Origin of the sequence: Chitinophaga polysaccharea, assembly GCF_007829335.1 — a bacterium.
Taxonomy (GTDB): Bacteria; Bacteroidota; Bacteroidia; order Chitinophagales; family Chitinophagaceae; genus Chitinophaga; species Chitinophaga polysaccharea_B.
In genome coordinates, this window is the sequence record NZ_VIWO01000005.1 from 305,492 (window position 1) to 324,525 (window position 19,034).

A 19,034-nucleotide genomic window follows, 5' to 3' on the forward strand; every position below is an offset into this window, starting at 1 on the left:
CGGTCCGGGAACGATATGAAGTACAAAGCTGCTACCATAAAAGATATTGCACAGGCGCTGGGATTATCTACTTCCACGGTATCCCGCGCGTTGCGCGACAGTCATGAAATCAGTGCAGCTACCAAGCAACTGGTACTGGATCATGCTGCACAGCTGAACTATCATCCCAACCCTATTGCATTGAGCTTGAAGGAAAAAAAGAGCCGGTCTATTGGCGTGATTGTGTCTGAAATTGCCAACAGCTTTTTCTCCCAAACCATTAACGGTATTGAATCGGTAGCTAACGAGAAAGGCTATACGGTCATTATTTCCCAGAGTCACGAATCTTTTGAGAAAGAAGTAAGAACCTTGCAATACCTGGCCTCCCGGTCAATCGATGGATTATTGATCTCAGTATCCAGCGCTACCAAGGACCTATTGCCATTAAAGGCGTTGCACCAGTATGGATTCCCGATTGTTTTTTTTGACCGGATTGTTGAAGAAATAGCGACGCACCAGGTGAGGGTAGATAATTTCCAGGGAGCCTACAACGCCACCACTCATTTATTGCAGCAGGGATATAAGCGCGTTGGCTGTATTACCAACTCCGCACATCTTTCCATTACGAGAGAGCGAGTAGCCGGCTACGTAGCTGCACTGGATAAAGCAGGTATCCGGTTGCCGGCATCGCTGGTTAAATATTGTTTTCATGGTGGCATGCTGCAGGAGGAAGTAGCCGATGCGGTACAGGAATTACTGCAGGAAAAGAAACGTCCTGATGCTATTTTCGCTACCTCTGATAAACTCACTACGGGTTGTATGCGGGCGCTAAAGAAGGCAAAAATGGCCATTCCCGAAGATATGGGGTTGACCGGCTTTTCCAACTCCGACCTGATAGAGTTGCTGCATGCGCCTATTACGGTGGTGCGGCAACCTGCCTTTGAAATGGGGCAGGTGGCCACGGAACTATTGCTGCAACTGATAGAAAGCAAACGCCCGGTGAAAGACTTTGAAACAAAGGTGCTGCAAACCTCGCTCATTACTCCATCCTGAACCAATCGATGTCTGCCCAGCCTGCATCGTTGGTCCTGGCTGTGCAACTGCAATGCAGTCCAACCTTTGCGCCGATCCATCTCCCTGGCACCGCGGTAAACATTCCTCCTGCATCATGGAAGGCTTGTCTATCAATACTATAACTAAAACGGCATTGGGCATTCTTTTCCACCGTTATCCTGAAAAATATATCCGTTACTATTATAGGAGCTACAGTTTCCACCACTTCAGCATTCCCGCGGTCGGCCTGTTTACAGGTAAAGCGGGTAAGATAAAGGCCTGAGGCTCTTTTCTCCAGCCTGATACCGGCATAGTCGGCGCCCATTACCAGCATACTTACGCGATCGCCTTCCTGGTGAGGAACAAAGCTACATTTAGCAGTGGCAGTAAACGTTGCGGCCGGAAATTTCTGTAAGAGTACATTGGGTGTTTCCCACAGGTTGCGGGCACTATCGGGCGAGGGCACCGCCAACAGGCGCAAGCAGCCCAGGGCTGGCGAAGGAAATGCCCATCCGGCAGCGGGGTTTGCCTGCCATTGCCATTGTAAGCCCAGGGTACTGCCGTTGCACTCATCCGATTCCTGTGGCGTAACCACGGGATACGTTTTTCCTACATCCGGTTTACGGTAACGCATCACGGGTTCTCCTTTCCCATCCTTATCGGGATCGACGCCTATCACCGGCCAATTGTCGGCCCATTGCATGGGTTGCAGGTGCACTACCCGGCCGTAAGCTTCCTGGTCCTGGAAATGCAGGAACCAGTCGGCTCCTTTCTGCGTTTGCACCCAGGCGCCCTGGTGTGGTCCATTTACTGGTGAATGTCCCTGGTCCATCACAATTCTGCTTTCATAGGGACCATATACCTGCCTGGAACGCAGTACCAGCTGCCAGCCCGTACTAACGCCCCCGGCGGGAGCAAAAATATAGTAGAACCCATTGCGCTTATAAAACTTAGGCCCCTCCAGGGTTGGATGTTGTGGATGCCCGTCGAATACTAGCACGCCCTCATCGATGGCATGGGTACCTGTTGCATCCAATTGTTTTACTACGATCATACTTTTGATCCCGGCACGGCTGCCGGCAAAAGCATGTACCAGGTATACGTTGCCATTATCATCCCATAGCGGGCAGGGATCAATTAGTCCTTTGCCGGCGATTACCAGCTGTGGCTCACTCCAGGGACCGGTCACCTTTTTGGCGGTGATCACATAAATCCCGAAATCCGGGTTGGGATAATAAATGTAAAATTGCTGTTGATGATACCGGATAGCGGGCGCCCAAACGCCGTTACCATGCTGTGTAACAGAAAAATGGCCATACGGTGGTTGTCGCAGGAGCGCATGGGCTGCGATGCGCCAGTTGACCAGGTCTTTGGAATGCAGGATAGGCAAGCCCGGTACTGCATCAAAACTGGAGGCCACCAGGTAATAGTCGTCATTTACACGGATTACATCAGGATCTGAGTAATCGGCATAGATAACCGGATTTTTATAGGTACCGTCGCCGTTATCCGCCACCCATACTTTAGACTTTTCATGTAGGGATTGCGCCGTGGCCGGCAGGAAAGCCAGCAAAGCGCACAAACAAGCCAGTATTCTCATCGTATTAAAATTTCCAGTCTCCAAATATTTTTGCCGGGCTAAATTGTCTGGCTTCTTTTTTTGTAAGTTGCCTCGCCCAGCTCGCTCGCCCTTTGTTATTGGCACCGGGTCCCTTACTTTTATATTCTGCGTAACGGGCTGTTTGCTCGTTGGCGGTTTTTCTCCAGTTATCCCAGCCAGCAGGAAGTATATGTGCTCTCATCTCACAGTGTAACCAGGTAACGCTGGCATAGGGTCGCCAGGGCCGTCCCAGGTACACCCTGGTAACGCCGCTATCGGCGGTTAGCTTGCAGTCTTTAAAAACATATCCTACCGGATAAGCGGGTGGTGTAGCTGCCGCTGTGATATAGGAATTGCTTTTACTGTTAATTTGACACCTATTAAAAAAGGCAGCCGCATAGCCGAATATAAAATCGGTGCTGCCTTCAATGTAGCAGTCTTCATAATACTGTTTTACATAAAAAGTGCCGGCTAGCAGGGTGTCTTGGAAGCCCAGCATACGGCAATGGATAAACGTAGCTCTGTCGCCTTTAACACTGAGCGCCACGGCCTGGCCAGCGGAAATACCGGCAGTATTGGCGAAGGTGAGCTCCTCTGCCCGGAAATTGTTGCCATGGATGATACAGGAAGGGGACGAATAAGTAGTAATGGTATCCCCGGTGGGGCTATGCATACCGGCATGATCATCGTAGGTGAGAATGGTGTTTTGTGCATCTTCTCCTGTAAGGGTAACAAAGTCTTTGGTAGAATCGAGGTGTAGTTTTTCTTTATAAATGCCTTTCCTGATGTAAATATGCACGGGCACCGTATTATGCAACGGAATGGCGTCCAGGGCGGCTTGTACGGTGGTATAGTCGCCGCTGCCATCCTGGGCCACCGTTTTTCGTACGACCTGGGCCGGTAAGCTGGTACCGACGAACAGGAAAGCGGTTAATAGTAACATCGTTTGTTTCATGACGTGGAATTAATATGCTGCCGGTTAAAATAGTAAACAGACGGGAGATGCCGGGCGTTATCTACGCAATCGTTCCCGGAGAAAGAGTTATCCAAAGCGCATATATGCACCTGTAAATCATTGAAATATCTTTCATAGCCGCAAGCTAAAAACGGGCATCGGGGATAGAAAAGTTGTACATTCGCTGGCTCAACGATTTTAGTCATGATACATATTCGACCCGCCACTGCGGCCGACCTGCCGGTATTACTGGAATTTGAGCAGGGGATTGTGGCTGCAGAACGTCCATTTGACAATACATTAAAAGAAGGCGTTATACATTACTACGACCTGGCTGCTTTGATCGCGGCTGAGGATGCGGAGGTATTGGTAGCCGAGTATGCCAGCGAAATAATTGGATCGGGGCATGTCCGTATCCGGGAGGCGAAGCCGTACCAGGTATTTCCGAAGTATGCCTACCTGGGATTTATGTATGTAGTGCCCGACCACCGGGGCAAGGGGGTAAACCGGATGATTATTGAGGGGTTGGGTGCCTGGGCATTGAAACAGGGCATCCGCGAGTTACGGCTGGATGTATATGCTGATAATGCCACGGCGATACGTGCATATGAAAAGTTCGGATTTCGTCAAAACCTGGTAGAAATGCGGCTTCCACTATAGTTATGCGCAGTTTGGCATAGTTTTCGTAAGTTGCGGAGAATAAACCGTATCACCATGAAAAAGTTACTTGTAGCCTTAGCGGCAGCCGTAGTTTTCTTCTCCTGCAAAAGCAATGGAGATAATGCTGCAGCCATAGAGAGTGCGAAAAAAGCTACTATTGATTCGATGAACAATGTGAGTGCCATCAGGCAATCTGTTATAGATTCAATGAATCACGTAAAGGGACGTCATCATCATGCAGGCACTTCCGGCCAGGAAGGCTATAGCGATGCTGCAATGACCGCACCTGCGGGTGGCGGTGGTGGTGATGTAGCGGCAGCTCCTGCTCCAGCACCCGCTCCTAAAAAGAAAGGCTGGAAATCATGGAGCCATACCGCTAAAGGCGCTGTAGTAGGTGCCGGCGCGGGTGCTATTACCGGGGCTATCGTTAACAAAGATCACCTGAAAGGCGCTGCTATTGGTACCCTGATCGGTGCAGGTGTAGGTGCAGGTACCGGTGCTATCGTAGATCACAAGAAAAAACAGAATGGACAATAAGTTATTACCGATATAAAAGAAGAAGCCACGCTGCATTGCGTGGCTTCTTCTTTTATATCAAAGCGGTACTGTCATCTCTGCCCTTCCCTTCTCGGTTAAATACGGATAAAACAGCTGCTCAATCAGTGTAACGTAATAACCTACCGCCTTCTTCCCTTTTAACCCGGTATTGAGCTCATTGGCGGAAATCCAGAAATCACCAATGATATAAATGTTCCTGATCAGGCTTTCCCATACGGGAGCAGGAATATCTGTACGCATAATGCCCGTTTCGCGGTAATTCGCAAATAATTCCAGGAACTGCTCCCGCCGGAGCGCAAACCGCCTGGCATATTCCTTTTTTACCGACGGTAAGCGCCTTGCAATCACCACAAAATGGATATAGATAAACCGGTAATTATAGATATGCTCCATAATCGCTACAATAGATGATTTTAGCGCATCGAGGGTCAACTCCTTAAACATGGGTAATTCGTTCAATTCCCCAATGTGATTGGTATAGATCGTGGCAATAATATCGTCGGCATTCTTAAAGTAGTATTGAATGTTGCTATGGCTGATCCCCATTTCTTTGGCGATGTGCCGGATAGTAATCACATCTATCCCCTGCTCGTTGAACAGGCGGGTGGCGGTAACCAGTATCTTCTCTTTGGTGCTCATAGCAGCGAAAATAGAAAATTTAGTACAAATGTACAAGAATGAAATATTTTTGTACATTTGTACTAAATTATAAAAATCATGAAGGCGATTATCATAGGAGCTGGCATAGGGGGACTTACCACCGCCATTGCATTACAGCAACAGCAGATCCAATTCGAGATATATGAAGCAGCGCCGGAACTGAAGGCCGTAGGAGCCGGTATCTGGCTGGGAGGCAATGCCATGAATGTTTATGAGCGCCTTGGCCTCGCAGACGCATTAAAAGCACCCTCCATATTCCTGGAGTCGGTATTTATAAAAGATGTGAAAGGCCAATTGTTGCAATTCATTGACAACCTCGACATTCAACAGCGGTATGGCAACGCCACCCACGCCATACATCGTGGCACCTTGCAGCAAATACTGGCCAATGCGGTAAAGCAACCGATACACCTCGGTAAAAGATGCGTGGGCATTAACGGCAATGTGGTACGTTTTGAAGATGGGACTACCGACAGCGCCGATGTGATTATAGGCGCAGATGGTATCCGGTCGGTGGTACGGGAGCAGTATGTAACCAAAGCCCAATACCGCTACTCCGGGCAAACCTGCTGGCGGGCCATTATCAACACTACCCTTCCGCCATCAGAGCAGGTGAGCAGCGGGGAAGTATGGAGCCGTAAAGGCGGGGTAAGAGCTTCCATTTCACAGGTAGGCGACCAACAGGTATATTTCTGGATGACCAAAGCCATGCCTGCAGGCAGCAAATTTTCTCCTGCAGAAGCACTGACTTTTATACGGCGCGAACTGGCGCCTTTTGATTTGCGCATACAGGATATCGTGAGCCGCCTGGATCCGGATGCTTTGATACATGGCGACCTTTATGACATACAACCCCTGAAACAATGGTATCGCGGTAATGTAGTACTGGTAGGAGATGCGGCACATGCTTCCACGCCCAACCTGGGACAGGGCGCCAGCCAGGCGATTGAAGATGCCTATGTATTGGCCGCCTACCTGGGCCAGGAATCACGGCCGGAAAGAACCTTCGCCAAATACCAGGCGAGGCGTTTAAAACGCGCCAAACGCGTAGTAGACCTGTCCTGGATGCTGGGACGCCTTACCAGCGTAAAGAATACTACCGGCAGCCTCCTGCGCAATTACCTGATCCGGCATACACCCCACCGCATTGCCCGTAAACAATTCGATTTTCTTTACGGTGTTGATTTAAACATTGAATAATATGCAGCTCACCTCCATACATCTTTATACAAACGACCTCGCGGCTACCGCAACATTTTACACCCGGCAGCTGCAATTGGCCGTGATACAACAAAGCAGCACTCGCATCAGTCTCCGGGCAGGCGCTTCTACGCTTGAATTTGAACACAGCAACGCCATTGTTCACCCGGTGTACCACTTTGCTTTTAATATACCGCATAACCAGTTGAACGAAGCTGTTGACCGGTTGCAGCAAATGACCAGCCTGATCCCTGTTACAGGTGACAGTCCCATTGCGCACTTCGAACTATGGCATGCTGATGCCATCTACTTTTACGACAACAATGGCAACCTGCTGGAGTTCATTGCCCGTCACGATCTGCTCAATGCTGCGCCGGAGCTGCATATCGACAGCATCAGTGAAATAGGTATTGTTACAGAAAATGTGCCTGCCTGCGTAGCGTCTTTCCTGCAACAACCAATACCGGTATTTGCCAAACAACCCCGCTCCGATCAGTTTACCGCTCTGGGCGATGATCATGGCTTATTGATTATCGCAGCCGCCGGACGCAACTGGTTTCCTACGTGTACGCCTGCACAGCATTTTCCAGGGAAAGTGACAATCAGCCATGAAGAAATGGTGCATACATTTGACTTATAAATAAAATACCCTCTGCAATTTACACGGAGGGTATTATTATGATTATGAGGCTATTGTTGCCTTTACTTTTTCCCGGTGTTCCAGCCCCCATTGTACAAGCGCCTCTGCTACGGGCAGGATCGTTTGTCCATATGGCGTAATGGCATAAGCCACCGTAATGGGCCGGGTATTCAGTACCGTACGGGTGGCCAGGAAATTCATCTCCAGCACTTTCAATTCCTTCGACAGCATCCTGGCGGAGATACCCCCTATCTCCCCTAACATTTTCTTAAACAAATTCTTTTCTGCCGGACGGTTCGACAAGTAGCGCAGTAGCTGCAATTTCCACTTCCCACTGAACAATTCGATACTATCCCGCATGGCAATGAGTTCCTCTGCGCAGGTAGCTTCCCTGATATCTCCCCGGATATTGATTGTTGCCATAACCGCTATCTATTGGTTAACGGGTTACCTCTGGTTTACCCATACCAAAGGTAACCTAACAAGCCCATAATTTTGACGTATGAATACTACCAATCACCCAACGATGCAAGCTATCATTTTAAATGATTTCGGCGGAGCAGAAGAATTTTCCGCGGCGGTTTTTCCGCTACCAATACCCGGCGATAACGAGGTGCTGGTGAAAATAGTGGCTACGGCCTTTAATCCTATTGACTACCAGATGCGGCAGGGTGCTACCGAGCGCAAACGCATGCACTCTCCCATATTGGGAAGGGAATTTTCCGGCGTAGTTGTCAGTACTGGTAAAAACGTATCCGGGTTTGTCCCGGGAGATGCCGTCATGGCCGCTTCGGGAAGCATGGGCTCCAACGGTACCTATGCCACGCATATCAGCGTTCCTGCAGAAATATTGGTGCATAAACCGGCCAATATTTCTTTCGAAGCAGCTGCGGCGATGCCCGTTGCCGCGCTTACAGCGCTGCAATGTTACAAGCGTTTACACCTGGCAGCCAATGCCCAGGTTTTCATTACCGGCGCCGCGGGCGGCGTTGGGCTGGTATTGGTAAAAATGCTGCTGGCAGCAGGTTTCAGGCATATGGTGGTCACCGCAGGAAATGCTCAAAGCAAGGAACAGTTACTAACAGCGGGCCTAACGGATGCACAGATTATCGACTATCACCAACCGGAATTGGCGAAGATCATTTTACAGCAACAGCACGGACAATTATTTGATGCCTGTATAGACCTGGTAGGTGGCCGGCTTTCTTTGTTATGTGCACAAGTACTGCGCACCAATGGTATTTACCAGGATGTTACCGCGTTGAGCACCGTAGAAGGACGGGAACTACTTTTTCACAAAGGCGCTACTATCATCAATATTTCCAATTATGCTTATTCGCTCAACGGGCAATTACAATATTACGGAGATGGCCTTCGCCAGGTAGCTATTATGATGGAAAAGGGTTTATTAACGCCTTCACCGGTAGAAATCATGGGGGGATTAAGTGTGGAAACTGTGCAACAGTCGCACCTCCAGCTGGAGCAAAACAACAGCAAGGACAGAAAGCTGGTAATGACGGTACTTTCAGCAGATGATGCGTATTAATTAGCATATACCGGCATCATCTTTGGGCTTGGGCGCACATGTGGAATCAATTGATAGAAAATATGGACCACCTGCCTGATTGGCTATGGAACCTGTTGCTGGCGGGCATTGCTGTTATTGCCGGCTGGCTTATTAAAATTTTGTTGTCATTATTTTTGCGCAAATCGCTATCCGAGCAGCATGAATTTTCGCTACTGCGCAGTGTATTGAACCATTTAGGTAAGGCGTTCAATTATTTCCTGCCCCTGTTACTGCTGAACACGGCCATCCCCATAATGCGGGTGCCTGCTAAATATATACCTACACTCAGCAAGATAGCTGAAATAGCCATGACCTTATCGTTTGCCGCACTGGTGATAGGTGTTATCAAGGTATTGGAAGACTATGTGTATCATACGTATGATCTTAAAAAGGCTAACAACCTGAAAGAGCGTAAAATACGGACGCAGCTACAGTTTATACGTAAGTTATCTATCTCCCTGGTATTAATTTTAACCGCCTGTTTTATCCTGCTGAGCTTTGACAGCATGCGTAAGCTGGGGGCCGGCCTACTGACGGGCGTAGGTGTAGGCGGTATTATCATAGGTTTTGCAGCGCAGAAATCGCTGGGCAACCTGCTGGCGGGATTCCAGATTGCCTTTACCCAACCAATCCGCATCGATGATGTATTAGTAGTGGAAGGAGAATGGGGACGTGTGGAAGAAATTACCCTTACCTATGTGGTATTAAATATCTGGGACCAGCGCAGGCTGATATTACCGATTAATTATTTTATAGAGAAACCGTTCCAAAACTGGACCCGTACCAGCGCCGAGATGCTGGGCACCGCATTTTTTTACCTGGATTATACCGTGCCGGTGGATCAGCTGAGGGCGGAATTTGACCGGTTACTGGCGGCATCACCCTTGTGGGATCGGCGCGCCAAAGCCTTACAGGTTACCAATACCAGCGAACGAACGATAGAAGTACGGGCGCTCATGAGCGCCGCCAGCTCCGGCAATGCGTTTGACCTTCGCTGCTATATCCGCGAAAACCTGATAAAATATGTGAGGGAGCAATTTCCGGATAGCCTGCCTAAAACCCGCGCGTTTATTGAGCCACAGCCTCCTGCTCCGTCAGCTTAGTCTTTTTTCCAGCATAATCATATGCCTGCATTGGATGCCATTTTCGTAGATGGGTTCCTGGTAGTTTGTTGTAAAATAGTCTTTGATAATAGCGGCCATTTCAAAACCCTGGCGTTGGTACAAATACAGCTGGGCGATACTGGAATTACCGGTGCCGATACAAAGGCGCCGGTAGCCATTTATCCGGCCCCGGTGCGTGGCATCCTGCAATAACATTTTACCAAACCCCTTTCCCTGGAAAGAGGGATGTACGACAATATTCTTTATTTCCAGGGTATCGCCGTCCTTTACCCATACATAGAGGCCAATTACCTGTTGATCTTGTTCCATCACGTACAGCTCTCCTGATGAGAGGTAAGCATTGATAGCAACAACGGAGGGGTCGGCTAACAGTAACAGGTCGTAGGGGATTTTCTCCTGGGCGTTGAGTTTCCGGATGGTGGTATCCTGCAGGGTGGTCATCTGGTGAATAGTTTGAGGAGGTATAAGAAGATTAACAAAATAAATATACAAAAAGCTTTTTGCTTTCAGCACTTAGCTTTCAGAAAATACAACAGATCTCTGAAAGCTAAGTCCGAAAGCATATTGGTTAGAAGCGGATATACTGGCGTTTCACGTTATGTCCGTATACTTCAATCTCCGCTCCGGGAGCGGTACTGATAGCGGCGCCGGTAATGGTGATGGTTTTCTGTTCCCCGGGTAATACCGACACATAGTTATCGTCGTAAAACACGGGGAGGATACGTTGCTGATGCTGCGCATCTACCAGCGATATGCGGTTGAAGAAGGCCACCGGCCCACCCGCAGGGTTGCTGATCGTTACCCGGATACTATCGGTTCCCGCCTTCACTGCCTTCACAGACACATTGGCTGTAGCCAGCTGTTGCAAGCCGGAATAGTTGCCGTTTGCATCGGGCAGCCAGTACAGGTTTTCATCTACTACCTGTTGATCCGTATTCAGCAGGCGCAGAACGAAAAATATGCCTTGCTGTGCGCTCAGCTTGTCCAGCATGGGTTTTACCGACATAAACTTTTGTATCGTGGCCGGACCTGCTTCCACAAACAATTGTGTCAACAGCGAATCGCGGCCCTGCATATCGTAGGTCTTCAGTTCCAGCATCAGGTCGCGGGCATAGCGGAAGGTATTGTTTACTGCCATGACCATGCCGTCTGTTGGGTTGTACATCACATGCAGTGGCGTCGCGCCTTTGCGGGTACCATAGAGGCAGGCGTTGGGATCGAGGTAGTAGTCGTACATCTGTCCCCTCAGCGCTGTCCAGGGGTTCTGGGTTTTCCAGATGATAACACCGGTATACCAATCCCACATATGTGCACTGAAGCCTTCCATTAATGCGCGGTATTGGTCGTAGTTGACCAGCTGCGCCTTGTTGGCCCACTCCCTTAAATCGTTTGTTTTACCATAGGGATCAATGGCGTTATTATACGGAATGTATTTGTGATAGTTCCATACCGCATCGGTTTTGCCCGTTTGAGGATCTGGTGGCACCAGGTTTTCGGTGGGCAGGAACCTGGCCAACGATTCATAATCGCCGGCGCCAACCGAGCCTACTTCGGAGTTGAACGGGAAAGTGCGTTCATTCCAGAAGTGCGCGATAGGTTGGATGCCGTAGGGACCATCGCCGTTACCGCCAATGGAATTGTACGACATGCTGTCGGAATTGGAGTAATCGAAGAAGTAGCGGGTGCCATCCAGGGAGGGAATAATGGTATCCTTCATGGCAGCGAAAATATCTGCCGGAGGTGTAATTTCATTTCCTCCGCACCAGAAGGCCAGCGAAGGATAATTGCGGATCAGTTTCACCTGGTCGGCCACACTTTCGAGGAAGAGAGAATGGTTATCGGGATAACGGCGACGGGTCCACTGATCATCTTTTTTTTGTGGGTCCTGCCATCTGCCATTACAGTCGCCGGAGATCCAGAAGTCCTGGAACACCAGCAGGCCGTACTTATCACAGGCTTCGAAGAACTCAGGCCTTTCCGTTAAACTACCACCCCATATGCGGATCAGGTTAAGGTTCATATCACGGTGAAAGCGTACTTCCGCATCATAACGTTCTTTGCTGAAGCGGAACATGGCATCGGAGGTAATCCAGTTGCCGCCTTTAATGAATATTTTCTGTCCGTTTACTGCCACTTCACGGCTACGGGTATGGTTGTTCCAATAAGTTTGTATTTCGCGGATACCCACTTCCACGGCCTGTTTGTCGTCTTCCTTGCCTTTGTTAAGGAATTCCAGTTGCAGGGAATACAGGTGTTGCTTTCCATAGCCAGCTGGCCACCAAAGCACGGGCTGCTTCAGGAAGAGGTCTGGCATTTGCACAGTGGTCGTACTGTGCGGCGCAAGGGTAACTTGTTTGCTAACAGTTTCTCCGGCTATTTTATACCGGAGCGTACCGGTGATGCTTTTGGCGGTAGCATTTTCCAGCCCGGCAGCCACCTGTATAATGGCAGGCGATTGTGGGCCCTGAGCCTGGCGAACACCCGGTACGCGGGTAATTATATGTGGATCTTTGATACGTATAGCACCGGTTCTTTCAATGGTTACCTTATCCCATATGCCGGTATTGCGATCACGCATGGGCTGTATCCAGTCCCAGCCCGCGGTATATTGTGGCCCTACGTTTTTGGCAATAGTACCATCGCCGCCTTGCCCACCGTTAGGATTGCCCGGGAATTGGGGCGGATATACGATTACAGCCAGCCGGTTTTGTCCGTTTTTAGCCAGCCAGGGGGTAATGTTATAAGCCTGGCGGAGATAAGCGCCGTAGTGGGTATCTTTTGTGAGGCGGTGACCGTTGAGAAAAATATCGCAGCCATCATTCACGCCCCGGAAATGCAGCCATACCTGAGCATCGCCAGTAGGGGCATTCTCCGAAAAGTCTTTTACAAACCAATAAGTATAGTGCTTCCGACCTGTGTGGTAGATATCTGGTATTTTTTCGTTGTTCATACCGTAGAGCGGGTCCGGCACCTGCTTATTGTTGAGCAGTGTAGTCAGCACGGTACCCGGCACCGTAGCCGGCGTCCAGCCTGTGAGCGCGTAGCCGGGTACAGAAATCTGCTGCCCGGTGGCATTGATGCCGTCCACATTCCTGCACTGCCATCCGCTGTTGAGTTCATATTTTTCCTGTGCCGGCAATTTCAGAAAAGCGAATAGCAGCATGCAGGACATGGTAGATGATGTCCAAAATCTCATGAGATATATTTTACGGGCAGTGGTTACCTTTTTTTGCAATATCCGCAAATATAGGGCAAGCTCATCCCCGATCAAAGCATATCTCATTATTTACATGAGCGGTTATTGTTCTGCCAGGGCCTTTACTTTTTCCAGCGCTATCGGGAAGGTCTTCTGGAAATAATCTTTGTATTCATCGGCCGTGTCCAGTTCTACCAGTAACTCCGTATTGCCATTAACGGTAGTAAGGTGGTAATTTTCGTGTGCGCCTGCCCATCCCTTTGCTTCCGTGCTATCGAGATCTTCCACGCCGTTGTCGAAACCGCCCAGGTGTTCGAAAGACATGTATTCTCCGGGTGTTTTAGCGGCAATCCTGGACACCATGCCCCGGTTGGTGTCATCCACAAACAATACCTTGCTGCCTTCCTGCCAGTCGGTTTTCGCCTGGCTGCCTGCAGCAAAGGCGGCGGTCCATTCGCTGTAGGTGTCTGCGCCCCAGAGTATGTCCCATACGCGATTGCGGGGGGCATTGATGGTTGTTTTAAACGTGAGTTTTTCCATAACTATTCATTTACAGTGTTAGTGATTTGGCGGTTATATTTATTCCGGTATTCCAGCGGCGTAAGGCCGGTTACTTTCTTGAACACCGTTCTGAAAGCCTTGGTGTCTATGTATCCTACATCATAGATTACCTCATTTACATTTTTGGTACTGGTTTCAAAGTCGCGCTTAGCGGCTTCTATTTTGATGCGTTGTATGTATTCCATGACGGTATTGCCGGTAGATTTTTTAAAACGCCGTTCAAAGGTGCGCCTGCCTATGGCCGACATATCCGAGAGTTGGTCTACCGTAAATTTTTCCTGGTAGCTGGCTTCTATATACTCCTGTATTTTCCTGATGGGTTCATCGTTATGGGCTTTCTGGCCTTCAAAGATGATGAAGGGCGACTGGCTTTGGCGATCGATATCGATGGCGTAAGCTTTGGCCAGCAGGATGGCTATATCCCTGCCTGCATATTTTTCCACCAGGTATAGTAACAGGTTGAGATAAGAATAGGCACCGCCGCTGGTGTAGAGCTGGTCTTCTTCCGTGATGATACGGTCGTCCATCAGGTGTACTTTGGGAAACATTTCCCGGAAAGTTCTGGCTACCATCCAGTGGGTAGCGCAAGGTTTGCCATCGAGCAGGTTGGTAGCTGCGAGCAGGAAAGCGCCGAGGCACAGGCTGGCTACGGCTGCGCCGCGTTCGTGTTGTTGCTGAATCCAGGGAATAAAATCCTGGTTGCGGGCAATGGCTTCTGCGGGCGCATCGTGGATGGCTGGAATAATGATCAGGTCTGTTTTCCGGACGCTGCCAATGAGTATATCCGGCTGTATGGTAAACAGGCGGTTGCGTTGACTGGTTTCCCGGTTGAGCCCCACCAGTTGCACTTTGAATAAGGGTGCTCTTTGTTTGGCCACCAGGAAATTATTAACATCAGAGAAGATCTGGTGGGAGCCTTCGATGTTGACTAAGCTGGTATGCCCAAGCGGCACCAGGACAGAAACATGTATCATAGTAAAACAATTAATGCCGCAATTAGCCTTGGAATTGTCGCTAAACACCCCTGGGAAAGTGCGGCAGCGTTACGATTTTTGCAATATGATTTCACAAAAAAAAACGGTTAAATGACCACCATCCATACTTACCTGACTTTTAACGGCAACTGCCGGGAGGCGATGACTTTTTACAGAGAATGTCTGGGTGGAAAACTGGTCCTTCAAACCATCGGCGAATCCCCTGCATCCCTCAACATACCTGCTTGCATGAGATCTCTCATCCTGCATTCGAGTCTTACGAAAGGTTCATTAGTGATCAATGGAACCGACATGGTGCCTGAATCTGGGCTGACCCCCGGCAATGCTGTTTCCCTGTTATTAAATTGCAGTACCGAAAGAGAAGCCCGGGTATTTTATGCTAAGCTGGCCGCCGACGGCGTTGCTACCCATCCGTTGGAAAGTACGTTCTGGGGAGCATTGTTCGGTGGCCTGACAGATAAATATGGTACACATTGGCTGATTAATTTTGAAGGTAATTCCCGTCAATGAGTTATTCGCCGTCGTACGCTTTTTTCAGGCCGGCAATATCCAATTTTACCATCTTCATCATGGCAGCCATTGTTCTACCTACTTTTGCAGGGTCTTTATCGCTCATCAGTTCCCCGAGGATAGCGGGTACAATTTGCCAGGACAAGCCATATTTATCTTTCAACCAGCCACATTGTACTTCCTTACCCCCATCTGCCGTTAAACGGCTCCAGTAAAAATCTACTTCTTCCTGTGTTTTACAATTCACCGTAAATGAAATGGCCTCCGTGAAGGTAAACTGGGGGCCACCGTTCAGCACAAAAAATTCCTGTCCTGCCAGTTGAAATGTACCCGCCAGCAGGGTTCCTTTAGGCAAAGGAGCGCCTTCGCCGTAGTACGACTTCTTTAAAATCTTTGACTCGGGAAAAATGGAAGTGTAGAAGTCGATGGCTTCTTCTGCATTATTATTAAACCAGAGAGATGGAACGATCTTTTGCATAACCGATGTTTTTAAGGTAAATGATCGTTACAAAGATACCTGCCCTATGGTTTGGGTAACAGGTGCAAAAGCGACATTCTAAAGGGGGACTTGCGACAATTCTTTTTGTCACGCAAAAGGGATTAATAAGGGGATAGTGGCTTTATCCCCCTACATTTTTAAGCAGAATAATGTAAGCTTGCCTGCGTTGTTGTAGGGCGGGTGGCGGGCTGCGTGGCTTGCTCCCGGCGGTATAACCATTCCCGGAGCGCCATCAGCAACAGTGCAGCAGCACCCAGTGCCAGCATAGCCCAGGGGGTATGATGGATACCAAAGGTATTAATGACCCAACCGCTGACAGCGGTACCAATGGTAATGCCGAGGTTGCCAAAAGAAATGGAGAGGCTATTGGCAAAGACCGGGGCCTCCGGCGCCGCACTGATCACATAAGCGTTTCCATTCAGAAAGCAGGGCGTGTGTAAAAATCCCCATACAATAATTAGCGGCACCGACAAGATGGGCGAAAAATAGATTCCTACAGATACCAGTGTAATTCCTAACAGGAAGGCGGCCACAGTGCCGGAAAGATTTTTACCCAATAGTTTCCCGGCCACAAAATTGCCCGGTAGTCCTGCCAGTCCGAATAACAGCAACATGATACTGATTGTGCCGGGTGACATCCCGTTTACTTTTCCCATATAGTCCGCAAAATAGCTGTAGGTAGTAAACATGGCCGCAATCATGCAGGTGATGGTAGCTGCACTGGCCAGGAACGAAGGTTTGGTCAGTACCCGCAGCTGGGCGCCATAAGATTGTTTTTCTTTTACCGGCATAGAAGGCAATGCCAATAGGATGGTAACAAATGCGATAGCGCTGACAATGGTTTGTATCACAAAAGATGCCTGCCAGCGATCGTATATGCCGGCGATGTAGGTGGCAAATGGAATGGTGGTAACTGTTGCCAGCCCGATGCCTGCCATCACGATGGCCATCATTTTATGTTCCTCTTTTTTATCAGCCGCCGCAGTGGCAGCGGCAATGGCGTTGGAAATAAATACCGGTTGCAGAAAAGCAGGCAGCATCCGTACCACCAGCAACAACCAGAAGGGAGGTGATAAGGAAGATACCACTCCTGTAACCAGGAAAATGCCGATGCTGGTTGCCATGAGGATTTTGCGGTTAAAGCCCGACATCCAGAGGGTCATGAGCGGTCCTCCCAAGGCTATGACCAGTGCAAATACGCTCAGCAGCCAGCCTGCCTGCGCGATAGAAATATGATACCAGGCGGCCACCTGGGGCAAAATACCAATAATGCCAAATTCGGTTGTGATAATGCCAATAAGTCCCAGACTTCCGATATATGCTATCCTTTTCATTGATCCATTTTTTAAAATAAGTGCTCCCCCGGGGTATTATAAGGACACAAAATTGGCAGTTAAACTGATATAAGGAAAATAATATAATTTATCCCTCATTATAAAAATATTTATAACTTGCGTGATGGTTAATCTGGAATGGTACCGCACCTTTAAGGCGGTATATCAGACAGGCTCGCTGACAGCCGCTTCAAAAATGCTTTTTATCTCCCAACCGAATGTGAGTCAGCACCTATCGGCGCTGGAGGCCTATGTAGGCAAACCATTGTTTGACCGCAAGCCTAAAATTGTACCCACCGACTATGGTAAACTTTTTTACACGCAGGTAGTAGAGCCGTTGGAAAAACTGGAAAATGTGGAAACGGATTTTCGTTATCTCTGTTCCACGAAAGAAATCCCTAACATACACCTCGGCACCGTAAAAGAATTTTTCCAGGCGCAGGTAGCCTGCCGCATCAGTACCGCCCCTGCCAACTTTGTGGTAGACTTTGATGGCAGCAAAGACCTGGTGCGCCGCCTGCGGCAACAGGATTTTGATTTTGCGGTAGTAACGGAACAGATAGAGGAAAAAAACATTACCTACGAGTCGATACTCACGGAGCATTTTGTGGTGGTGGCGCATGCCGGTCTTGATACCCGGTCATTTAAAGCACACCTGAAGAAAAATGACCTGGCCCGCGCAGAAGCATGGCTACTGGAACAAACCTGGTTTGCCAACAGCAGCGATTTACCGGTGATACGCCGGTTCTGGCGGGATAACTTTCGTAAACGTCCGGCGCTACAGCCTAAATACATCATTCCTGATATCAGCACCATTGTGCATGCCATCAGCTATGGTGACGGCATTACCATTGCGGCTGAATATATGGTGAAAGAAGCCATCAAAAGCGGGCTGCTGAAAGAAGTGTGGCGGGGCGTTGTGCCGGCCTACAATACCGTTTACCTCGCCTATGAACCGGGCAGGATAGCCGCCGACCGGGTGAAAATTATGCACGACCTGTTAAGGATGCAGCACCTGTAATAAAATGCCATGAAATGAGTATTTTAGGGAGATATCTATCTCTCCGGACACATGAAACTAAAATTCCACCTGCGTATACTCCTGTTAATGCTGGCCTTGCTGTGTTACGCCAACGGCTATACGCAGGATAGCACTTCCACCTTCCGGGTCATTGCATTTTATACCGCCCAAAATGACGCCGCCCATATCAGCTTTGTACATGAAGCGCATCAGTGGTTTGCCCGGATCGCGCAGCAATATCATTTCATGTATGACTCCACCAACAACTGGCAATTAATGAAGCCGTCGTTTTTATCCAAATACCAGGTCGTGATTTTCCTGGATACCCGCCCAGAATCGCCGGCGCAAAGGGCTGCCTTCCAGCAGTATATGGAACAGGGCGGCGGCTGGATCGGCTTTCACTTTGCTGCCTTTGCGCTTACGCCGTCCGATGTACCGCAAAACTGGAATTGGTATCATGAAACATTCCTGGGCTCCGGTTCCTACGTCAGCAATACCTGGCGCCCCACAGCTGCTATCGTGCGTGTAGAAGACCATCAGCATCCCGCAACGCGCCACCTGCCGGATACTTTTTCGGCCGCACCAAACGAGTGGTATCGCTGGCGTAATGACCTGCGAAAAAATAAGGATATTCGTATCCTGCTATCGATCGACAGCAGCAGTTTTCCGCTGGGCACCGGTCCCAAAGCGCATGAAATCTGGCATAACGGCTATTATCCCGTGGTATGGACTAACCGGCGGTTTAAGATGCTATACATCAACATGGGGCATAATGACATCGATTATGAGCATCATACTAACCAAACATTATCATCTTCTTTCAGCAGTGCTGCACAAAACCAGCTGGTACTGGATGCGTTGTTGTGGATGGGAAGGGGTGATAACGGAAATAACAATACGAAAAGCCTCCCCCGACGTTGAC

20 protein-coding genes are annotated in these 19,034 nt (G+C 49.1%); 10 read left to right on the forward strand and 10 right to left on the reverse strand.

Annotated features, from left to right (window positions below):
* Positions 1 to 15 precede the first annotated feature (15 nt).
* Positions 16 to 1,032, forward strand: a complete 1,017-nt coding sequence (locus tag FHW36_RS18160) for a LacI family DNA-binding transcriptional regulator (RefSeq protein ID WP_145670992.1) — start codon at positions 16 to 18, stop codon at positions 1,030 to 1,032.
* Here the strand turns inward: FHW36_RS18160 and FHW36_RS18165 are convergent.
* Both FHW36_RS18165 and FHW36_RS18170 read right to left on the reverse strand, forming a co-directional pair.
* Positions 1,019 to 2,632: a glycoside hydrolase family 43 protein gene (locus FHW36_RS18165; RefSeq protein ID WP_145670993.1), complete on the reverse strand. Its 1,614-nt coding sequence runs from the start codon at positions 2,630 to 2,632 to the stop codon at positions 1,019 to 1,021. The two genes, FHW36_RS18160 and FHW36_RS18165, sit on opposite strands and share 14 nt — an antisense overlap.
* 4 nt (positions 2,633 to 2,636) lie before the next feature.
* Positions 2,637 to 3,587 carry a pectinesterase family protein gene (locus FHW36_RS18170; RefSeq protein ID WP_145670994.1) on the reverse strand — a complete coding sequence of 317 codons (951 nt, stop codon included), beginning with the start codon at positions 3,585 to 3,587 and terminating at the stop codon, positions 2,637 to 2,639.
* Positions 3,588 to 3,791: 204 nt separating this feature from the next.
* On the opposite strand from FHW36_RS18170, the gene FHW36_RS18175 reads away from it, so the two are divergent.
* Complete coding sequence (locus tag FHW36_RS18175; protein ID WP_145670995.1) at positions 3,792 to 4,247, forward strand: GNAT family N-acetyltransferase; 456 nt, start codon at positions 3,792 to 3,794, stop codon at positions 4,245 to 4,247.
* A gap of 54 nt (positions 4,248 to 4,301) precedes the next feature.
* Entirely contained in the window at positions 4,302 to 4,784 is a 483-nt protein-coding gene (locus FHW36_RS18180; RefSeq protein WP_145670996.1) for a glycine zipper domain-containing protein, read from the forward strand.
* 57 nt (positions 4,785 to 4,841) lie between these two features.
* Here FHW36_RS18180 and FHW36_RS18185 read toward each other — a convergent pair whose 3' ends face one another.
* Positions 4,842 to 5,444 (reverse strand): TetR/AcrR family transcriptional regulator, encoded by a 603-nt coding sequence (locus FHW36_RS18185; RefSeq protein ID WP_186452509.1) that lies wholly within the window; start codon positions 5,442 to 5,444, stop codon positions 4,842 to 4,844.
* Positions 5,445 to 5,522: 78 nt separating this feature from the next.
* Here FHW36_RS18185 and FHW36_RS18190 point away from each other — a divergent pair, with 78 nt between their 5' ends.
* Both FHW36_RS18190 and FHW36_RS18195 read left to right on the forward strand, forming a co-directional pair.
* Complete coding sequence (locus tag FHW36_RS18190; RefSeq protein ID WP_145670998.1) at positions 5,523 to 6,665, forward strand: FAD-dependent monooxygenase; 1,143 nt, start codon at positions 5,523 to 5,525, stop codon at positions 6,663 to 6,665.
* Between the two features lies 1 nt (position 6,666).
* Entirely contained in the window at positions 6,667 to 7,305 is a 639-nt protein-coding gene (locus FHW36_RS18195; RefSeq protein WP_145670999.1) for a VOC family protein, read from the forward strand.
* Positions 7,306 to 7,347: 42 nt separating this feature from the next.
* Here the strand turns inward: FHW36_RS18195 and FHW36_RS18200 are convergent, their stop codons facing one another.
* A complete protein-coding gene (locus FHW36_RS18200; protein WP_145671000.1) occupies positions 7,348 to 7,728 on the reverse strand; it encodes a winged helix-turn-helix transcriptional regulator in 381 nt (126 codons plus the stop codon).
* A gap of 79 nt (positions 7,729 to 7,807) precedes the next feature.
* Here FHW36_RS18200 and FHW36_RS18205 point away from each other — a divergent pair, with 79 nt between their 5' ends.
* Both FHW36_RS18205 and FHW36_RS18210 read left to right on the forward strand, forming a co-directional pair.
* Complete coding sequence (locus FHW36_RS18205; RefSeq protein ID WP_246121182.1) at positions 7,808 to 8,851, forward strand: quinone oxidoreductase family protein; 1,044 nt, start codon at positions 7,808 to 7,810, stop codon at positions 8,849 to 8,851.
* Between the two features lie 62 nt (positions 8,852 to 8,913).
* Positions 8,914 to 9,975, forward strand: a complete 1,062-nt coding sequence (locus FHW36_RS18210) for a mechanosensitive ion channel family protein (RefSeq protein WP_246121183.1) — start codon at positions 8,914 to 8,916, stop codon at positions 9,973 to 9,975.
* On the opposite strand, the gene FHW36_RS18215 is transcribed toward FHW36_RS18210, so the two are convergent.
* The 4 genes from FHW36_RS18215 to FHW36_RS18230 form a co-directional block, all read right to left on the reverse strand.
* Positions 9,967 to 10,437 carry a GNAT family N-acetyltransferase gene (locus FHW36_RS18215; protein WP_145671002.1) on the reverse strand — a complete coding sequence of 157 codons (471 nt, stop codon included), beginning with the start codon at positions 10,435 to 10,437 and terminating at the stop codon, positions 9,967 to 9,969. The two genes, FHW36_RS18210 and FHW36_RS18215, sit on opposite strands and share 9 nt — an antisense overlap.
* Positions 10,438 to 10,564: 127 nt before the next feature.
* On the reverse strand, positions 10,565 to 13,192 hold the full coding sequence (locus FHW36_RS18220) for a glycoside hydrolase family 2 protein (protein WP_145671003.1): 2,628 nt from the start codon (positions 13,190 to 13,192) through the stop codon (positions 10,565 to 10,567).
* 102 nt (positions 13,193 to 13,294) lie between these two features.
* Positions 13,295 to 13,732, reverse strand: a complete 438-nt coding sequence (locus FHW36_RS18225) for an SRPBCC family protein (RefSeq protein ID WP_145671004.1) — start codon at positions 13,730 to 13,732, stop codon at positions 13,295 to 13,297.
* 2 nt (positions 13,733 to 13,734) lie between these two features.
* Positions 13,735 to 14,727 (reverse strand): GlxA family transcriptional regulator, encoded by a 993-nt coding sequence (locus FHW36_RS18230; protein ID WP_145671005.1) that lies wholly within the window; start codon positions 14,725 to 14,727, stop codon positions 13,735 to 13,737.
* Between the two features lie 111 nt (positions 14,728 to 14,838).
* Here FHW36_RS18230 and FHW36_RS18235 point away from each other — a divergent pair, with 111 nt between their 5' ends.
* On the forward strand, positions 14,839 to 15,258 hold the full coding sequence (locus tag FHW36_RS18235; RefSeq protein ID WP_145671006.1) for a VOC family protein: 420 nt from the start codon (positions 14,839 to 14,841) through the stop codon (positions 15,256 to 15,258).
* A 1-nt stretch (position 15,259) separates the two neighbouring features.
* On the opposite strand, the gene FHW36_RS18240 is transcribed toward FHW36_RS18235, so the two are convergent.
* The gene (locus tag FHW36_RS18240; protein ID WP_145671007.1) at positions 15,260 to 15,736 is read right to left on the reverse strand and encodes a VOC family protein; all 477 of its coding nucleotides are present in this window, start codon (positions 15,734 to 15,736) and stop codon (positions 15,260 to 15,262) included.
* Between the two features lie 158 nt (positions 15,737 to 15,894).
* A complete protein-coding gene (locus FHW36_RS18245) occupies positions 15,895 to 17,091 on the reverse strand; it encodes an MFS transporter (protein WP_145671008.1) in 1,197 nt (398 codons plus the stop codon).
* Positions 17,092 to 17,215: 124 nt separating this feature from the next.
* Here FHW36_RS18245 and FHW36_RS18250 point away from each other — a divergent pair, with 124 nt between their 5' ends.
* A complete protein-coding gene (locus FHW36_RS18250; RefSeq protein ID WP_145671009.1) occupies positions 17,216 to 18,112 on the forward strand; it encodes a LysR family transcriptional regulator in 897 nt (298 codons plus the stop codon).
* A gap of 51 nt (positions 18,113 to 18,163) precedes the next feature.
* Positions 18,164 to 19,033, forward strand: coding sequence for a ThuA domain-containing protein (locus FHW36_RS18255; protein ID WP_246121184.1), 870 nt, complete (start codon positions 18,164 to 18,166; stop codon positions 19,031 to 19,033).
* The last annotated feature ends 1 nt before the right edge of the window (position 19,034 follow it).

What these genes read in the sequence shown, in the direction of transcription:
- FHW36_RS18160 (WP_145670992.1), top strand. Translation starts at nt 16, where the DNA reads ATGAAGTACAAAGCTGCTACCATAAAAGATATTGCACAGGCGCTGGGA.
- FHW36_RS18165 (WP_145670993.1), bottom strand. Translation starts at nt 2,632, where the DNA reads ATGAGAATACTGGCTTGTTTGTGCGCTTTGCTGGCTTTCCTGCCGGCC.
- FHW36_RS18170 (WP_145670994.1), bottom strand. Translation starts at nt 3,587, where the DNA reads ATGAAACAAACGATGTTACTATTAACCGCTTTCCTGTTCGTCGGTACC.
- FHW36_RS18175 (WP_145670995.1), top strand. Translation starts at nt 3,792, where the DNA reads ATGATACATATTCGACCCGCCACTGCGGCCGACCTGCCGGTATTACTG.
- FHW36_RS18180 (WP_145670996.1), top strand. Translation starts at nt 4,302, where the DNA reads ATGAAAAAGTTACTTGTAGCCTTAGCGGCAGCCGTAGTTTTCTTCTCC.
- FHW36_RS18185 (WP_186452509.1), bottom strand. Translation starts at nt 5,444, where the DNA reads ATGAGCACCAAAGAGAAGATACTGGTTACCGCCACCCGCCTGTTCAAC.
- FHW36_RS18190 (WP_145670998.1), top strand. Translation starts at nt 5,523, where the DNA reads ATGAAGGCGATTATCATAGGAGCTGGCATAGGGGGACTTACCACCGCC.
- FHW36_RS18195 (WP_145670999.1), top strand. Translation starts at nt 6,667, where the DNA reads ATGCAGCTCACCTCCATACATCTTTATACAAACGACCTCGCGGCTACC.
- FHW36_RS18200 (WP_145671000.1), bottom strand. Translation starts at nt 7,728, where the DNA reads ATGGCAACAATCAATATCCGGGGAGATATCAGGGAAGCTACCTGCGCA.
- FHW36_RS18205 (WP_246121182.1), top strand. Translation starts at nt 7,808, where the DNA reads ATGAATACTACCAATCACCCAACGATGCAAGCTATCATTTTAAATGAT.
- FHW36_RS18210 (WP_246121183.1), top strand. Translation starts at nt 8,914, where the DNA reads ATGGACCACCTGCCTGATTGGCTATGGAACCTGTTGCTGGCGGGCATT.
- FHW36_RS18215 (WP_145671002.1), bottom strand. Translation starts at nt 10,437, where the DNA reads ATGACCACCCTGCAGGATACCACCATCCGGAAACTCAACGCCCAGGAG.
- FHW36_RS18220 (WP_145671003.1), bottom strand. Translation starts at nt 13,192, where the DNA reads ATGAGATTTTGGACATCATCTACCATGTCCTGCATGCTGCTATTCGCT.
- FHW36_RS18225 (WP_145671004.1), bottom strand. Translation starts at nt 13,732, where the DNA reads ATGGAAAAACTCACGTTTAAAACAACCATCAATGCCCCCCGCAATCGC.
- FHW36_RS18230 (WP_145671005.1), bottom strand. Translation starts at nt 14,727, where the DNA reads ATGATACATGTTTCTGTCCTGGTGCCGCTTGGGCATACCAGCTTAGTC.
- FHW36_RS18235 (WP_145671006.1), top strand. Translation starts at nt 14,839, where the DNA reads ATGACCACCATCCATACTTACCTGACTTTTAACGGCAACTGCCGGGAG.
- FHW36_RS18240 (WP_145671007.1), bottom strand. Translation starts at nt 15,736, where the DNA reads ATGCAAAAGATCGTTCCATCTCTCTGGTTTAATAATAATGCAGAAGAA.
- FHW36_RS18245 (WP_145671008.1), bottom strand. Translation starts at nt 17,091, where the DNA reads ATGAAAAGGATAGCATATATCGGAAGTCTGGGACTTATTGGCATTATC.
- FHW36_RS18250 (WP_145671009.1), top strand. Translation starts at nt 17,216, where the DNA reads ATGGTTAATCTGGAATGGTACCGCACCTTTAAGGCGGTATATCAGACA.
- FHW36_RS18255 (WP_246121184.1), top strand. Translation starts at nt 18,164, where the DNA reads ATGAAACTAAAATTCCACCTGCGTATACTCCTGTTAATGCTGGCCTTG.